The sequence below is a fragment of the Trichlorobacter lovleyi genome (assembly GCF_015239775.1).
Taxonomy (GTDB): domain Bacteria; phylum Desulfobacterota; class Desulfuromonadia; order Geobacterales; family Pseudopelobacteraceae; genus Trichlorobacter; species Trichlorobacter lovleyi_B.
In genome coordinates, this window is the sequence record NZ_CP058409.1 from 1,721,193 (window position 1) to 1,736,953 (window position 15,761).

At 55.5% G+C, this 15,761-nt stretch carries 17 protein-coding genes; 5 read left to right on the forward strand and 12 right to left on the reverse strand.

Translation table 11 applies throughout. The features are described from left to right. Nucleotides 1–181: 181 nt before the first annotated feature. From FY034_RS07920 to FY034_RS07940, 5 genes are all read left to right on the forward strand, one after another. Entirely contained in the window at nt 182–661 is a 480-nt protein-coding gene (locus FY034_RS07920; RefSeq protein WP_265554993.1) for a MarR family winged helix-turn-helix transcriptional regulator, read from the forward strand. A gap of 572 nt (nt 662–1,233) precedes the next feature. Then, nucleotides 1,234–2,787 carry an acyl-CoA carboxylase subunit beta gene (locus FY034_RS07925; RefSeq protein ID WP_265554994.1) on the forward strand — a complete coding sequence of 518 codons (1,554 nt, stop codon included), beginning with the start codon at nt 1,234–1,236 and terminating at the stop codon, nt 2,785–2,787. Nucleotides 2,788–2,904: 117 nt separating this feature from the next. Continuing rightward, nucleotides 2,905–3,477: an OadG family protein gene (locus tag FY034_RS07930; RefSeq protein ID WP_265554996.1), complete on the forward strand. Its 573-nt coding sequence runs from the start codon at nt 2,905–2,907 to the stop codon at nt 3,475–3,477. Between the two features lie 25 nt (nt 3,478–3,502). Further along, on the forward strand, nt 3,503–3,898 hold the full coding sequence (locus tag FY034_RS07935) for a biotin/lipoyl-containing protein (RefSeq protein ID WP_265554998.1): 396 nt from the start codon (nt 3,503–3,505) through the stop codon (nt 3,896–3,898). Between the two features lie 6 nt (nt 3,899–3,904). Continuing rightward, complete coding sequence (locus FY034_RS07940; protein WP_265554999.1) at nt 3,905–5,074, forward strand: sodium ion-translocating decarboxylase subunit beta; 1,170 nt, start codon at nt 3,905–3,907, stop codon at nt 5,072–5,074. A 133-nt stretch (nt 5,075–5,207) separates the two neighbouring features. Here FY034_RS07940 and FY034_RS07945 read toward each other — a convergent pair whose 3' ends face one another. From FY034_RS07945 to FY034_RS08000, 12 genes are all read right to left on the reverse strand, one after another. Further along, nucleotides 5,208–5,972, reverse strand: coding sequence for an ion transporter (locus FY034_RS07945; RefSeq protein WP_265555000.1), 765 nt, complete (start codon nt 5,970–5,972; stop codon nt 5,208–5,210). After that, complete coding sequence (mnhG, locus tag FY034_RS07950) at nt 5,969–6,349, reverse strand: monovalent cation/H(+) antiporter subunit G (protein WP_265555001.1); 381 nt, start codon at nt 6,347–6,349, stop codon at nt 5,969–5,971. The genes FY034_RS07945 and mnhG overlap by 4 nt, the downstream gene beginning before the upstream one ends. After that, nucleotides 6,342–6,617 (reverse strand): cation:proton antiporter, encoded by a 276-nt coding sequence (locus FY034_RS07955; RefSeq protein WP_265555003.1) that lies wholly within the window; start codon nt 6,615–6,617, stop codon nt 6,342–6,344. Before FY034_RS07955 ends, mnhG begins: the two co-directional genes overlap by 8 nt. Next, entirely contained in the window at nt 6,614–7,087 is a 474-nt protein-coding gene (locus FY034_RS07960; protein WP_265555005.1) for a Na+/H+ antiporter subunit E, read from the reverse strand. Before FY034_RS07960 ends, FY034_RS07955 begins: the two co-directional genes overlap by 4 nt. Beyond that, nucleotides 7,084–8,583, reverse strand: coding sequence for a Na+/H+ antiporter subunit D (locus tag FY034_RS07965; RefSeq protein ID WP_265555007.1), 1,500 nt, complete (start codon nt 8,581–8,583; stop codon nt 7,084–7,086). The genes FY034_RS07960 and FY034_RS07965 overlap by 4 nt, the downstream gene beginning before the upstream one ends. Next, nucleotides 8,580–8,936 carry a Na+/H+ antiporter subunit C gene (locus FY034_RS07970; protein ID WP_265555232.1) on the reverse strand — a complete coding sequence of 119 codons (357 nt, stop codon included), beginning with the start codon at nt 8,934–8,936 and terminating at the stop codon, nt 8,580–8,582. Before FY034_RS07970 ends, FY034_RS07965 begins: the two co-directional genes overlap by 4 nt. Before the next feature lie 9 nt (nt 8,937–8,945). Beyond that, the gene (locus FY034_RS07975; RefSeq protein WP_265555008.1) at nt 8,946–9,356 is read right to left on the reverse strand and encodes a Na+/H+ antiporter subunit B; all 411 of its coding nucleotides are present in this window, start codon (nt 9,354–9,356) and stop codon (nt 8,946–8,948) included. Next, nucleotides 9,356–11,575, reverse strand: a complete 2,220-nt coding sequence (locus tag FY034_RS07980) for a putative monovalent cation/H+ antiporter subunit A (protein WP_265555010.1) — start codon at nt 11,573–11,575, stop codon at nt 9,356–9,358. The genes FY034_RS07975 and FY034_RS07980 overlap by 1 nt, the downstream gene beginning before the upstream one ends. 122 nt (nt 11,576–11,697) lie before the next feature. Then, the gene (locus tag FY034_RS07985) at nt 11,698–13,365 is read right to left on the reverse strand and encodes a hypothetical protein (RefSeq protein ID WP_265555012.1); all 1,668 of its coding nucleotides are present in this window, start codon (nt 13,363–13,365) and stop codon (nt 11,698–11,700) included. A 154-nt stretch (nt 13,366–13,519) separates the two neighbouring features. Beyond that, nucleotides 13,520–14,932 (reverse strand): sodium:proton antiporter NhaD, encoded by a 1,413-nt coding sequence (gene nhaD, locus FY034_RS07990; RefSeq protein WP_265555014.1) that lies wholly within the window; start codon nt 14,930–14,932, stop codon nt 13,520–13,522. 36 nt (nt 14,933–14,968) lie between these two features. Continuing rightward, nucleotides 14,969–15,334, reverse strand: a complete 366-nt coding sequence (locus FY034_RS07995; protein ID WP_265555015.1) for a YkgJ family cysteine cluster protein — start codon at nt 15,332–15,334, stop codon at nt 14,969–14,971. An 84-nt stretch (nt 15,335–15,418) separates the two neighbouring features. After that, entirely contained in the window at nt 15,419–15,721 is a 303-nt protein-coding gene (locus FY034_RS08000) for a hypothetical protein (protein ID WP_265555017.1), read from the reverse strand. Nucleotides 15,722–15,761 lie beyond the last annotated feature (40 nt).

Consider the following 15,761-nt stretch of genomic DNA (forward strand, 5'->3'; position numbering starts at 1 on the left):
CCTGTTAATTCTGTAATATCATTTGCGTGCAAATTATTTGACTTGCAAAGATAGCAAATGGTTGAATGTAGTGTCAACCCAAAGCGGGAGTTGCTTGCCAGCCTGTTCATGAATCAGGTATAAGCAGTCTGACAAGGAGCTGCCTAGGCAGACTCTGCCAGAAAACTCACTGGAGCAGTTGATGCAACAGCCTTCCGATACGCAGACCATGACAGATATCTTTAATAATTTAAGGCGGGTTTTCCAGGCCTTGAATGAGCAGTCGAAGCAGGTTGAAAAATTGACCAGCCTGACCGGTCCGCAGCTTTGGGCAATACAGACTATTGCCCGGGAAAGTCCTGTGCGGGTATCGCTACTTGCTGAAAAGATGTTTCTGCACCCGGCAACGGTGGTTGGTATCCTGAACCGTCTTGAGGTGCGCGGGTTGATTGTCAGAAACAGGACAAAGCGTGACAGGAGGGTTGTTGAAATTGAGCTGACCGAGTCAGGCAGGGGCTTTGCTGTTGATGCACCGGAAGTCCCCCAAGGCAAGCTGGCAACGGGGCTCAACTCTCTTTCAGCCAGCGAGATGGCTGAAATCCATCGCTCATTACAACGTCTGGTCAGTATTCTTGATGCCCAGGATATGAAGCCGGCCCCCATTACCGCACCCACCCCCTGACAACATGCAAGCGGCTAGGGGGGCTTTTAGGCACGATGGCCCTCCTGGCGGCGCTGACAGGTCGTTGAAAAACTACTGTGGTGCCCGTCTACGGCGTTGCGCGGTGCTCGCTCCTTCGCCTAACTATTTGTTATGTCTCAGTCGCTGTGCGCCGTGCGCCTTGTAGCCGAGCTTCCTCGTGACGTTTTTCAACAGCCTGCTAGCCGCTTAACCTCCCGCCCTCAGCTCTGTAAACCTTTCTATATCCAGGTTGTCGCCCCCTTTTGCCATTGCGGTGCTGCCGTTCGGTTGCAGCATCATTGGCCAGAATTGCAGTTGCTGCCGCTGCAATGACGTTGTATTGCCGCGCATTCATTTTTGCCAAAATAGCGTTTGCCGATAGTGATCCCTTAACCGCACAAGAATTTATTTTTGTTGCTCTACGTTTTCAAGTCTGCTGACTAGCATGCTGAATGCAGCTAAATACGTTGTTTTATGGATATAAATCTGATGCCGTGAACTTGCAAAAGCTGCATCTGGTTCTATAGTTAGTGCCGCAGGAAAACTCCAGGTCGCAATGCAAGGAGTCAGGAATGGCAATAAGAAAAGAACTGCTTGATGAGCTGCGCCAGCGGCGGATCGAGGCGCTGGCCGGTGGCGGTGCGGTAAAGATGGAAAAACGCCACAGCGAGGGGCGACTGGGGGCCCGTGAGCGGGTGGAGCTGTTGTTTGACCGCGAATCGTTCAGTGAGTATGGCATGCATGTCAACCATGCCTGCCACATGCCGGACTTTGCCGATAAATATATGCCGGGTGACGGGGTCGTAACCGGTACCGGCAATGTGGACGGTCGTCCGGTGGCTGTCTACAGCCAGGATTTTACCGTGGGCGGCGGTGCCCTGGGGCAGATGCACGCCAAAAAAATCTGTGACATCATGAACATTGCCTGTGAAACCGGTATTCCGGTGGTGGCAATCAACGATTCAGGCGGTGCCCGGATTCAGGAGGCGATCCACAGCCTGTCCGGTTATGGTCAGGTTTTTTACCAGAATGTGGCCGCGTCCGGCGTGGTGCCGCAGATTGCCATAATAGCCGGTCCCTGTGCCGGTGGCGCTGCCTACAGTCCGGCCCTGATGGATTTTCTGATCCAGACCCGCAGCCATTCCAGCATGTTTATCTGTGGTCCCGAGGTGATCAAGGCCGCCACCGGACAGATCGCACCGATTGAGCAGTATGGCTCGGCCGAGGCCCATGCCTCAGTCAGCGGCAATATCCACTTCATTGCCGAAGATGACCGCCATGCCATCCAGATCGCCCAGCAGCTGATCAGCTTCCTGCCGCTGAATAATCTGCAGGACCCGCCCCATGTGATCCCCACCGAGGTGGTACTTGAACGTGACGACCTGATGAATGAGCTGTTGCCGGACGACCCGAAATCCGGGTTCGATGTCTACGGGGTGATTGACCGATTAATGGACCCGGGGCAGTGGCTGGAAGTGCAGCGTGAATTTGCCCGCAACATAGTAATCGGTTTTGGACGGATCAACGGCATGGTGGTGGGTGTTGTGGCCAACCAGCCGGCTTACAAGGCCGGCTGTCTGGATATTGACAGCTCAGACAAGGCGGCCCGCTTCATCCGTTTCTGTAATGCCTTTAATATCCCGCTGCTCAGCCTGGTTGACGTGCCTGGTTTCATGCCCGGTCTGGCCCAGGAACGGGGCGGGATCATCCGTCACGGTGCCAAGATGCTGTTTGCCTATGCCGCTGCCACGGTCCCCAAGATCACCGTGATCATGCGCAAGGCCTATGGTGGCGCCTATCTGGCCATGTGCTCCAAGGATATGGGGGCTGATTTCGTCTTTGCCTGGCCCTGCGCCGAGATAGCGGTGATGGGGGCAGAAAGCGCGGCGAGGATCATCTACAAAAAGGAGATCGAGGCTGCGCCGGATCGAAGCAAGAAAGCAGCAGAGTTGATCCGTTTTTATCGTGAACACTTTGCCACACCGTATCAGGCAGCCTCCCGCGATATGGTGACCGACGTGATCGAACCGTCTGAAACACGGGCACGGGTTGCCCAGGCCCTGCGAATATCGCTGACCAAACGGGTCACGAGGCCGGCCAAGAAACACGGCCTGATACCGCTGTAACTGAAAAAATCCCCCCCTCAATCCCCCTTGTCAGGGTGAGATCCTTGTTTGCTCCCTCCTTGACAAGTGAGTGGCGGGGAGGGTTGGAGTTTTTAATAGGTTCGCAGAGGAGTACCTATGTCATCACCAACGCAACAGACCGTTACCACTGTCCCTCAAAATCCGGCAATCTTCAAGGTGCTGCCTGATGGAACGGTGCTCTACAAGACCTGGCAGGATGCTGAAACGGCCCGGCAACAGCAAAAAACAGGCAATCCGACCGGGACAAGCGTTAAGAAACGTTCACAGGTAAAGTACGGCGAAAGCTATTTGAACAAGGATGGCCAGGCCGTGCCTTACACGCTGGGCAGCCTGGTCGAGTTCCAGTTCACCGGACTGATCGTGGTGATTGTGGTCCTGGCCGGCTTGAGTCTGATCTGCTCGGCCATTGGCCGGTTGATAAAGCAGCTGGGCCCTGCCGGTACAGCTGCTACCGCTCCGCTGACAGCCCCGCTAACAACAACGGCAGTTCAACAATCCGGAATCCATCCCGGTCTGACAGATCCGCAGCTGGTGGTCCTGCTGACTGCTGCAGCCAGCGAGATGCTGGGCGGGCCGGTCCGGGTGGAGAAGTTCAAACCCCTGACAACAAAAGATCTGAACTGGGCTGCTCAGGGGCGCAGCAGTCTGCAGTCGCATCGCCTGAAATAGACTTTCTGAAAGGAAGCATACGACCATGAAGAAATTGAGGATTACCCTTGAAGGCAAGGCCTACGAAGTGATGGTTGAGCTGCTTGAAGATACCGGTTCGGCACCAGCCGCCCCGCTACATCATGCCCCGGCGCTGCCGGTGCAGCCGGTTTCTGCTCCGGTCACAGCCCCACCACCACCTGTGGCAACACCGGTTAGCGATGGCTGTACCACGGTTGTCTGTCCCATGGCCGGTCTGGTCTTCAAATGTCCGGTGAAAGCGGGTGATCCGGTTACCCTGAATCAGGTGGTGGTCGTGTTGGACGCCATGAAGATGGAGACACCGGTCTATGCGCCGGTAGCTGGTACGGTACGGGCTGTGCTGGTCAAGGAAGGCGATGCCGTGGATGAAGGGCACAGCCTTTTGCAGATTGAGGGGTAACCTTTCATGACAAACGTCCTGAATGAAGTCATGCAGATGTTTATCCATGACACCGGGTTTCAGTATATTACCGGATCGATGCTGATCATGTGGGCCATCTGTGGCCTGCTGTTTTACCTGGCGATCAAGAAACAGTATGAACCACTCTTGCTGCTGCCGATCGCCTTTGGTGCCCTGATGGCGAATCTGCCAACCCGCGCCCTGTACGATGGGGGCTGGACCGTTGACGGCATGTTTTATCCCACAGCCGGGCTCTACTTCTTTATCAGCCAAGGGATCCACCTGGAGCTGTTCCCGCCGATCATCTTTCTGGGGGTAGGGGCGCTGACGGACTTTGGCCCCCTGATCGCCAATCCGCGTACCCTGCTGCTGGGCGGCGCTGCCCAACTGGGGGTGTTCGCCACCATGCTTTGCGCCGTGCTGTCAGGCATGTTTACGCTGGGAGAGGCCTCCTCCATCGGCATTATTGGTGGCGCCGACGGTCCCACCTCGATCTTTCTGGCAAACAAGCTGGCACCACACCTGATCGGTCCGATTGCCGTGGCAGCCTATACCTACATGAGTCTGGTGCCGTTGATCCAGCCTCCGATCATGCGGGCCTTGACCACCGATGCAGAGCGCAGGATCAGGATGAAGAGCCTGCGGAAGGTCAGCAAACTTGAACGGCTTGTTTTTCCGTTGGTGGTGATGGTGCTCTGCATCATGGTGGTGCCGGATGCCTCGGCCCTGATTGCCATGTTGATGCTGGGCAATCTGTTGCGGGAGTCCGGCGTGGTGGATCGCCTGGTCAAGGCCTGTCAGAATGAGATCATCAATGTCACCACCATCTTCCTGGGCACTGCGGTGGGGATGACCATGCAGGCCGAAATCTTTCTGCGTCCCACCACCCTGGCTATCATAGCCATGGGGGTGGTGGCCTTTGGACTGTCAACGGTCGGTGGTGTGGTGATGGCCAAGATCATGAACAAACTCTCTCCCAATAACCCGGTGAATCCTTTGATCGGTTCGGCCGGTGTCTCTGCCGTGCCGATGGCAGCCAGGGTCAGCCAGACGGTTGGCTCTGAGTTTGATCCTCAGAACCATCTGCTGATGCATGCCATGGGGCCCAACGTGGCCGGGGTAATCGGTACCGCCGTGGCTGCCGGCTATATGATCAGCCGTCTGGCAGGGCAATAACGCCGGTTGTTTTGCAGGTGTCGCGGCAAAAATTATGAGTGATATGACTCAGGTCCAGGGCTGCTCTCTAAAGCACATGTCAGAACGTGATAATCTTGCTGCCGATCAGTCTCAGATCAATACTGTTTGAGTGTCACGGCTGCTCCTCCAACTTTCTGCCGCAGCAGGGACAGATCTCATCCTGGGCAGGAGCCTTGGGGCGCATCATCTCGCTGGTAACGATGCCGGTAGGTACGGCGATGATGCCGTAACCGACCACCATCAGCAATGAAGCCACGATCTGCCCCAGTGGTGTTTTGGGAGCAATATCACCATAGCCTACGGTGGTCATGGTAACGATAGCCCAGTAGATGCTCTTGGGAATACTGGTGAAACCGCCCTCTGCTCCTTCGATCAGGTACATCAGGCTGCCCACGAACACGACCACGGTCAATACCGTGGAAAGAAACACCGCTATCTTGTGACGGCTTCTTTTCAGGGCCAGCCAGAGGCTGTTTCCTTCCCCCATAAACTGCACCATATTCAGGATACGGAAAATCCGTAGTACCCGCAGGATACGGATAGTGGCCAGAAAATGCAGGCCGGGCGCAAAGATGCCGGCATAGGTGGGGATAATGGCCAGCAGGTCAACTATACCAAAAAAACTGCCGGCATAGCGGAGGGGGCGGCGGGCGCAGTAAAGACGCAAGGCGTATTCAATCGTGAACAGGATGGTTATCAGCAGCTCGGCCCCAAGCAGCCAGATGCCCCAGCGATCATGCATATCAGGCAGGCTGTCAAGCATCACCAGTACGACTGACAACAGGATAAAAAAGATCAGGGCCAGATCAAAGGCCTTACCGGCGGGTGTGTCGGATTCAAAGATGATGGTATAGATTTTTTGGCGGAGTATGCTCATGGCTTTTCCCTGTCGGGTAATTCCGGCTGATTGGTGCTCTTGCTGTCACACCATGCCCCTGACGCCCCTAATTCGTCTGCCGTACTCTTTTCCCAGAGCGGTTCACCGCTGAAATAGGCGGCCCGGCCAAGCATATGGGCTGCCACCGGAGCGGTCAGCAGGGTAAAGGCGATGATTGCCACCACCTTGCCGGTAACGGCGGTGCTGGCGAAATATAATGCGACAGCAGCCAGAATACAGCTCGTTCCAAGGGTTGATGCCTTTGAGGCGGCTGAGATGCGCATGTAGATGTCCGGCATCCGGACCACCCCGAGGGCCGCGACAAACGCAAAAAAGGTGCCGCCAAACAGCAGCAGAACGATCACCGTGTCACGCATTGCGCCCCCGTTTGTGCAGATAGTAGGCAAAGGCCACGGTACCCAGAAAGGTTATCAGGGCCAGCACTACGGCAGCATCCAGGTAGGAGGGCTGGTTGCTGGCAATGGAGTAGACCGCTGACGTTGCAATAATAAAGGTGGCCATCAAGTCCAGGGCCACCACCCGGTCAGGCAGACTGGGACCACGCAGTACCCGGATAAAGGTAAGCAGCATCCCCGTGCCCAGCAACGGCAGGATACACCAGGATATATAGGTCGCAAGCGTCATTGGACAATCTCCCGTATCCGTTGTTCAAAACCCTGCTTGATTTCCTGAACCAGCAACTGCGGGTCATCGATGTACATGGCGTGCACATAAAGCGTTTGCCGGTCTTCAGACACAAGCAGACTCAGGGTGCCCGGCGTCAGGGTGATGCAGGTGGCCAGCAGGGTGATCTGCAGGTCGGTTTCCAGGTCTAGGGGCACGGCAACGATCCCCGGTTTCATATGGTCCCGGGGGGTCAGCACATCGTAGGCAACCCGCAGGTTGGCCACCACCATCTCCTTTATGAAATAGGGGATGAACGCTGCGATGGCCAGCAGGCGACGGTGGTAGGAGGCCGTGTGCCGGTCGCGGCGGCCAATCCAGATCACAAAGAAACCGAACAGAAACCCGGTTGCGAACCCTCCGGCATGAAACGAATCAGTCAGCGCCATCCAGGCCAGTGCCAGCAGGATATTGGCCAGAAAGGCGGTCATTGTGTTGCCCCAAGCACAGCCTTGATATACGCGTCATTGTGCAGGAGCTGTTCCGCAGCTGTACGGCAGAGTTTGAACACCAATTCCGGCAGCAGTCCCATTATCAGCGACAGCAGGGTAAGCAGCAGGGCGGGAGCCAGCATCTGCCTGCGGCGAACAGGTGCTGGAGAGTGCAGCTCTGCAGCACCTGCGGGCCGGTTCTTCCAGAAAACGTCAATCCAGGCCGTGACCAGATAATAGAGGGTCAGTACGCTGACCCCAAGCGCTACGGTCACCAGCAGGTACTGTTTGCCCTGCAGGCCGGCCTGCACAAGGGCCAGTTTGCCCCAGAAGCCGGATAGGGGGGGGATGCCTGCCACAGAAAGTGCAGGCATCAGAAAAAGGACCGCCAGCAGGGGATAGCGCCGGTACAGGCCGCCAAGCTCTTTCAGGACAGTCGTGCCGATCATCCGGGCAATCAGTCCGGTGGTCAGGAACAGGGTGGATTTGGCAGCCATGATATGCAGCATGAAAAAGATACTGCCGGCCAGGGCCAGAGGTGTCATCAACCCCAGCCCCATCAGCAGGTAGCCGATCTGGCTGATCACGCAAAAGGAGAGCAGCCGCCTCAGTTCCGGCTGGGCGAGCGCCCCCAGTGCGCCAAACAGCATGGTCAGTCCTGCCGCCCCCAGAATCAACGGCTGTCCGGCCATGGTTTCCTGTGGAAAGATCAGGGTAAAGACCCGGATCAGTACGTAGATGCCCACCTTGGACAGCAGCGCCGAAAAGATGGTGATCACTGCAACCGGCGGCGTATGGTAGGAGGCCGGCAGCCAGAAATAGAACGGAAACACGGCAGCCTTGATGCTGAAGGCACAGAATAGCAGGACTGCGATCACCGGTACGGTGCCGGTGTGGGGCATTTCCTGCAATCTGATGGCCAGATGGGCCATATTCAACGTGCCGGTCACGCCGTACAGCAGGCCGATGCCGGCCAGCAGCAACGCCGAGGCGATCAGGTTCAGGGCCACATATTTGATGGCCCCCTCCATCTGCTCCCGTTTGCCACCCAGTGCAAGCAGCACAAAGGAGGCGATCAGCATGACCTCAAACCAGACATACAGATTAAACAGGTCACCGGTTAAAAATGATCCACAGACCCCTAACAGAAGCACCTGCAGGAGAGGGTGATACCCCCGGGACTCCTGGTCTGAATCTGCATCCGCCAGGGAATAGACCGTGACGCAGAGTCCCATTACCCCGGTTGCAAGCAGCAGCAGGGAACTGAAGGTGTCTGCCACCAGGGTAATGCCGAACGGCGCAGGCCAGTTGCCGGCCTGGACACTCTGAATGCCGTAATGCTGCACCTGTACTAAAATGTTGCTGCCTACGACGGTCAGCAGTGCCGTGGAGCCGATACCCAGCCAGCGCTGGACCGTCCGGTGGTTCCAGGCCAGCAGCCCCAGCACCGCCGTAGCAAGTGGTATGATCAGGGGAAAGAACAGGAGGGTTCTCATGCGTCTTCCCCTTGCCCCTTGTTTTCTGTTGTCATCTCATCCTGATCATCGCTGCCCACGGTTTGATAAACCCGCTTGATCAGTACCAGGGCAAAGGCCTGCACACCAAAACCGATTACAATGGCGGTCAGGATCAGGGCTTGGGGTACCGGATCAGCAACCGGCAGGGGGGACAAAACACCATCAACAGGTACATGGGGCGGTCTGCCGCGGGTCAGGCGTCCCACGGTAAAGATCAGCAGGTTTGCTGCATTACCCAGCAGTGCCAGGCCAAAGATCATCTTGACGATGCTGCGGCGCACCATCAGGTACATGCCTGCGGCATAAAGCCCGCCTATGACTACCGCCAGCATGCTTTCCACTTAGTTTTCCTCCATCAGGGTAAAGATGATCAGCAGCGACATGCCTGCCACCAGAAGGTAAACCCCCAGATCGAACAGAAGCGGGGTTCCGGCATGGCCTATCACCGGCGCCGGGACTGAACTCCAGAGCGCCGTCAAAAACGGCAGCCCGGCCAGCAGCGGCAGAAGGCCGCTTGCCAGCGCGATCAACAGTCCCGTTGCAACCAATTGCAGTGGCGCAATCCGCAGCATCCTGCGCCCCTCTTTTTCACCGTGTGCCAGGGTATACAGGGCAAAGGCCGCGGCCACCACCAGACCGCCCACAAAACCGCCCCCCGGCTCATTATGTCCCCGCAGCAGAAGAAACAGGGAAAAGAGCAGCATCAGCGGCAAGAGCAGGCGAATGGCAGTGGCAAGGATAAGCGAATGCATCAGTCTGTCCCTCCCTTGCTGGAACGGGGCTTCAGCATGGCATACACACCCAGGGCTGCCACTGCCAGCACCGTGATTTCGCCCAGGGTATCCAGTGCGCGAAAATCCACCAGAATCACATTAACTACATTGCGGCCATGCCCGGCTGGCAGGCTCTGTTGCATAAACCAGGCGCTTAGTGATGGAATCAATGGTTGCGACACGGCATGCCAGACAAGCAGGGTCATGATGCTGCCAATCCCGAGGGCAACAACCATATCCCTCAGCCGTGATCCGGTACTGGAAAGCAGGGCAAACCGGGGTAGTTTGTGCAGCACCAGCACAAACAGGATGATGGAAAGGGTCTCAATGCAGAACTGGGTCATGGCCAGATCAGGGGCGCCAAAGAGGATGTAGATCAAGGCGACACCATAGCCCACTACTCCGAGGGCTGCCACTGCAGCCAGACGGGAATCGGTCATGGTGGCCATCAGGGCACCGGAGAGGATTATCAACGCTGTCAGCCACTCATGCAGACTGCCGTCCGGTTTGGGCAGATCCATGCTGTCGGTGCTACTGGTGAAGAGGGTCACCGCCATCAGGGCTACAGCCGTACCGGTTACGGTCATCAGATAGTAACGTAGACGGCCATTCTGCAGATAACGGGTGATCATGCCGGCAAAACCGGGCAGACCAGCCAGCAGCAGATGATACAGCTGCTCAGTATCCCATTTGGTTGGCTGTGTCGGCAGCTTGATTTTTCTGTGCAATCTGAACAGTGCCAGACCAGTTCCCAGGGTGATGATACTGAGGAGCAATACCGGGTTAAAACCATGCCAGAGTGCCAGCTCAACCGGAACCGGTCTGCCTGCGACCCGGGCAACGGCCGGGGCCACCAGCAGACTGCCGAAGACAGCGGGAAAGAATCCGATCAGAAGCCCCAGCATGGCAGGGATCAGGGGCGGCAGCCAGAGCCGCAGATCAACCTGATGGGGGTGCAGGCCGGTATCCTTGAGCGTCCCGTAAAAAGGGAGGTAGCCAGCCAGCAGAGCTGCTGCCACTGTCAGGCTGTTGCCAAGAAACACCACCGCCGTAACCAGCCACGGAGAAGACGGGGCATGCAGGCTGGCCTCGTAGAACAGCTCTTTGGCAATAAAACCGGCCAGCGGCAGCATGCCGGCCATGGAAAGCGCTGCCAGGCCGCCAGCCAGGGCCACCTGTGGCATGCTGCGTCCAATTCCTCCCAGGCGTGTGATGTCACGGGTGCCTGAGCCGTGATCAACAGCACCTGCAGTCAGAAACAGCGAACTTTTGTACAGCGCATGTACCGCTAGCAGCAGCATGGCTGCAGTCATGGCAAGCGGGGTGCCTAATCCCAGCAGCAGGGTCAGCATTCCCAGGGCGCTGACCGTGGTCCAGGCCAGGATCTGTTTCAGATCGGTGCGTAGCAGCGCCTTAACCGCTCCCAACAGCAGGGTGATGCCGCCAATACAGGTCAGGCAGACAAACCAGCTGTCAGTCCCCCCCAACACGGGTGAGAACCTGGCCAACAGGAAGATACCCAGTTTGACCATGGTGGCTGAATGCAGGTAGGCGCTGACCGGAGTCGGAGCAGCCATGGCGCCGGGCAGCCAGAAGTGGAACGGGAATTGGGCGGATTTGGTAAAGGCACCGGCCAGCATCAGCAGCAGGATCGGCAGATACAGGTTGTGGCTGCGTACCAGCCCCCCGCTGTCCAAAATAATCGTCAGGTCGCTGCTGCCAACAATCTGACTCAGCAGAATGATTCCTGCCAGCAGTGCCAGTCCGCCTGCACCGGTTACCAGCAAGGCCTGAAACGCGGCACGACGGGATTCCTCCTGCTGGTAGTCGAAACCGATCAACAGAAAAGAACAGAGTCCCGTCAACTCCCAGAAGATAAACAGGGTGAACAGATCACCGGCCAGTACCGTGCCCAGCATGGCGGCCATAAAAGCCAGAATAAAGCCGTTGAAACGTCCCCAATGGGGGTGGCCGTGCAGATAGGATGAGGCGTAGAGCAGCACCAGTGCACCAATGCCGCTGATCAGCAACGCAAAAAGCAGTCCCAGACCGTCCAGACGAAAGGAGAGTGCAATGCCAAGTGAGGGGAGCCAGGCAAACGACGCCTGCAGGGTCTGACCTGATGCAACAGGACCGATCTGCAGTACAAACCAGCCAAAAAGGCTCAGTGGTATGGCAAGTAACAGAGCTAGTAACATAATTGGATTGCAGACCAGCCTGTTTTTAAGGCCGGTCTGAGAGTGTAGCTATAGCGTCGTCGTATTACGGCAGTTCAAGCAAGACCGGTTGGGTTACGCAGAAAAAACAGTCTGCTTTTTGATTAGCGCAGATACAGTGGCATCAGTGTAAAACTACCATCCAGCCGATCCGGTACATCACGCAATTTCTGCCACTTCCAGGAGGACAAACTCCATATAAAAGGTGTCCCGTTAACCGGGGCGGTACCATAGAGCATCCAGATACCGGTGTTCGTCGAGTTGAAGTCAAGTGTACCGGCCAACCCCATAAATGAGCGCGCCATGCTAACTGAGGCGGCTTTTGAATCAACGGAACCGTCTGGTATGGTCTTGGGATAGGATGTTTCACCATAGCCTAGGTCCCAACGGCCAAAGATGGAAAGCGGGTTGGCAGGATCCGTGTATGTAATGACGGATTTGGCTGTTTCAAGATCTATTACTCCAGGCAGTAACTGTTTAAATTGTCGCCGCCGTGCCGGACGGTTGTCGGTGGACAGCAGGTCTGTAGCCACCTGATACGAAGCAGGATAGTTGATCCCCATCAGATATTCAGGTGTTACCATTTCAGGATCATAATCAGCAGAACAGGCAGCGCTATCCAGTGATTTTGTGGTTACCGTATAGGCGCCGCCGGTTGAACGGTAGTACACAAAACAACGGTATGACATCTCCACCAGGCCGGTTTCATTGTTGTTTGCATCAATCAGCATGTAGCCGTTCAGGTAGGTACCGGTGTTGTCCAGTGAGATATAGTTGAAAAAATCGGTAATTGAAGTAGAAAACTGCTCTGCCAGAGTTGCTCGCCAGAAAATCCAGAGTCCGTTAGGTTTGGAATGGTTCCTGGAAACACGGTGGGTGGTTTCGTTGAACATGATCCCTTTATTATTATAGCCGAAATCAGTATTTGAACCGATCTGGCCAGGGGTTGAACTGTTCATGGTAACAAGATCGTTGTTGACAGCTAGGGTTTGAGTCAAACTTTGGGAAAGAAAGCCCATCCAACTATTGTGGCTCAGAATGATGTCGTTTGAGGTTCGCTTCAGGAAAGCAGAACACTTGTCAGGATGGTCGCCAGGCCTGACACCGTCAGGTGTCAACTCCGGCGAGAATGAGATCACATCCATCAGATCATTATATGCATTCAAAAAATAGATATCCATAAAGGTCAGACTTGGAGTTTCGTACCCGAGAGACAGTTCGGCATTGCTAAAATAGTTGCTGTCAGGCAACCAGTTTCCTGAAAAATCGAGGCTGGCAGGTTGCTGAAGCGTTGCTCCATGGTAAATCCCCAGCATTCTGAATAGTAACCGCTTTAACTTATATGCAACATCGACATCAGTTGCAGAATTTTTCAGGTGAATGATAAAGCCGTTATAGTTGCCATTCAGAATCGTTGCTGCCTTATCCAGTTCAGCCTGGGTAGGTCCGGGCTGTTTGGGAAAGGTGTGTCCAGGGTCGGTCAGATAAGCGTTGTCCCAATTATTGTCACGGGCAGAGATTATGGTTTTGCCCTGCAGTTTGCCTTGTACAAATCCAGCCCGGTATTCAGCCTTCAGGTCGTTTGCATCCTTTGAAACAACGGTCATGTTGACAATATTATTTCTTGTTTCAATCACCCCGGTTGCGTTTGCATCCAGGCTATAATAGCTGACACGGTTGCCTGATGGAGTACTGTCACCGGAGCAGCCTGTCAGGACGTACATGGATATTGATACTGCCAGACCGATCAGTTTAAGGACGAACCGTATCATATATGGGTACCTCCTTTATTGTTGTACAGTTTTAAATAGTGCCATGGAGGTGATACGGATAACTATGTAACTGTAGAATCAAACCGATGTTTGTCAAGTCAGCCTTATTTGTGAATTTCAGGCGAAACCCTGTTATTAACTTTGCCATCTACTTCTAATGGGTAAAATAGTTCGCGTTCAGGAACAGGTGCGCCAGGATACTGGCTGCATAACCCAGGGCAATGGCCCAGGTCCATTTCAGGTGGGCTCCAAAGGTATAAACACCACGAGCGGATCCCATCAGGGCTACTCCGGCTGCTGAACCGATAGAGAGCAGGCTGCCGCCAACTCCGGCGGTCAGGGTGACCAGCAGCCACTGGCCGTGGGACATCTGGGGATCCATGGTCAGTACCGCAAACATGACCGGGATATTGTCAACAATGGCGGAGAGAATGCCCACCAGTACGTTGGCCGCAGTATGGCCCAGTCCGTTGTACATGACGTTTGATGTTACAGCCAGATAGCCGAACTGCCCCAAACCTCCTACACAAAGAATTACCCCGTAGAAGAATAACAGGGTGTCCCACTCTGCCTTGGCAATCTTGCGGAACAGGTCAAAGGCTTCATGCTGATGACCGGTCAGATCCAGCGGATTGTCGCCGGACAGCAGGCGATGCTCTTTCTTCTTCAACCAGTAGGAGAAGAAGGAGAGATACCCCAGTCCCAGCATCATCCCCACTGCCGGTGGCAAATGTAAAAAGTTGTGAAACGAGACTGCGGTCACAATGGTCAGGAGAAACAGGACCATGATCCGTTTGGAGCCGAGTTTCATCCGTACGGTGCCATTTGAAACTGACGGTTGCTCTTTGGGAACAGCCATACTCATCAAGGCAGCCGGAATCAGCCAGTTGATCGCAGAGGGGATAAAAATGGCAAAGAATTCAAAGAACTCAACCTTGCCCTTTTGCCAGACCATCAGTGTGGTGATATCACCAAAGGGGGAGAAGGCACCTCCTGCGTTGGCTGCAACCACAATGTTAATACAGGCCACCACCACAAAGCGGGTGTTACTGCCCCCAACGGCCATGGCCACCGCACCCATCAGCAGGGCTGTGGTCAGGTTGTCAGCCACCGGGGAGATAAAAAAGGCCAAGAGTCCGGTCAGCCAGAACACGGTGCGCAGGGTAAACCCCTTGTTCACCAGCCAGGAACGCAGGCTCTGAAAGATATTACGTTCTTCCATGGCGTTGATGTAGGTCATGGCCGCCAGCAGAAACAGGAACAGCTCGGCATACTCGGTCAGGTTGTGAATGATGGCGCTGTGGGCATGGTCAGGTCTGCCCAGGGCCTGGTAGGCGATTGCTACCAGTATCCAGATAACACCGGCTGCCACGATCACCGGCTTGCTTTTGCGCAGGTGCAGCTTCTCTTCCAGAATTACCAGCCCATAGGCGGCGACAAACAGTACCAGGGCAAGGATACCCATGCCGCTGCCGGTCAGGTTCTGGATCTCTCCGGCGGAGCCGGAGGCTGCTGCCGGTATGGCCGGCATTATCAATAACAGTGCTGCCAGGCAACTATTCTTCATGTAGGCAATTCCTTTCAAATCAGGTGTCAGGTAGCGTCACCACTTCAAAAATACGCCGCTCAGGCAGTGATGCCCGTGGGCCAGCGTCGGATAATCACGGCAGATGTCCGGTTTGGTTGCATTGATGCTGCAGCCTTTGCGTTGTTCATCCAGCTGTTGCAGAAACGGGCATGGGGACAACATTTGCTTGGTCTCAGGATCAACCCAAATCCAGCCCAGACGGTTGACCCGGTTCAGCAGGTCATCTCGCCCCTCGTGCCGCCAGCGTGCCAGATCCCGTGCTGACGCATGCAGATGTCCCCCGAATGATTCGCAGCAGCGGCCACAACAGAGACAGCCGGTTTGCTCAGTCTGCGCGTGATGAAAATAGGTCTGCAGCCATTGACGCAGTGTTTCAAACATACCTCCCCCCTCTCTGGCTCAGGGCCGTGAGATGAAGATACGAAAGAACGTCAAAAATATCGTAGTGTGGGGTGTCGGAAACGGTCAGGCCGGTGGAGCACGTCCGTGGGAGGGAAAACAGTGTTGATCAACAGCGGGGGTGCGGGGAGCCGTGACAGCATAGCTGCTGGTGACTGCAGGGGCAGGCGAAACAAGCGCAGCAGTAAACTGGCGCTGCAGGGTGATGCGGCGGTTGGATTTGATGGTGCAGGTGGTAGAAACCGGACATTCGTACGTAAAATTAGTGACCTTGTCCGTTGAAAAGGACAAGGGGGAGATCAGCATCAGAACGGTGATCAGGGTCTGGGCCAGGCGCCGCAGAGATATCAAGCAGGTAAGTTTATTCATGGTGGTACCTTTCGACCAGCTATCAAGGCTTGACTGATCG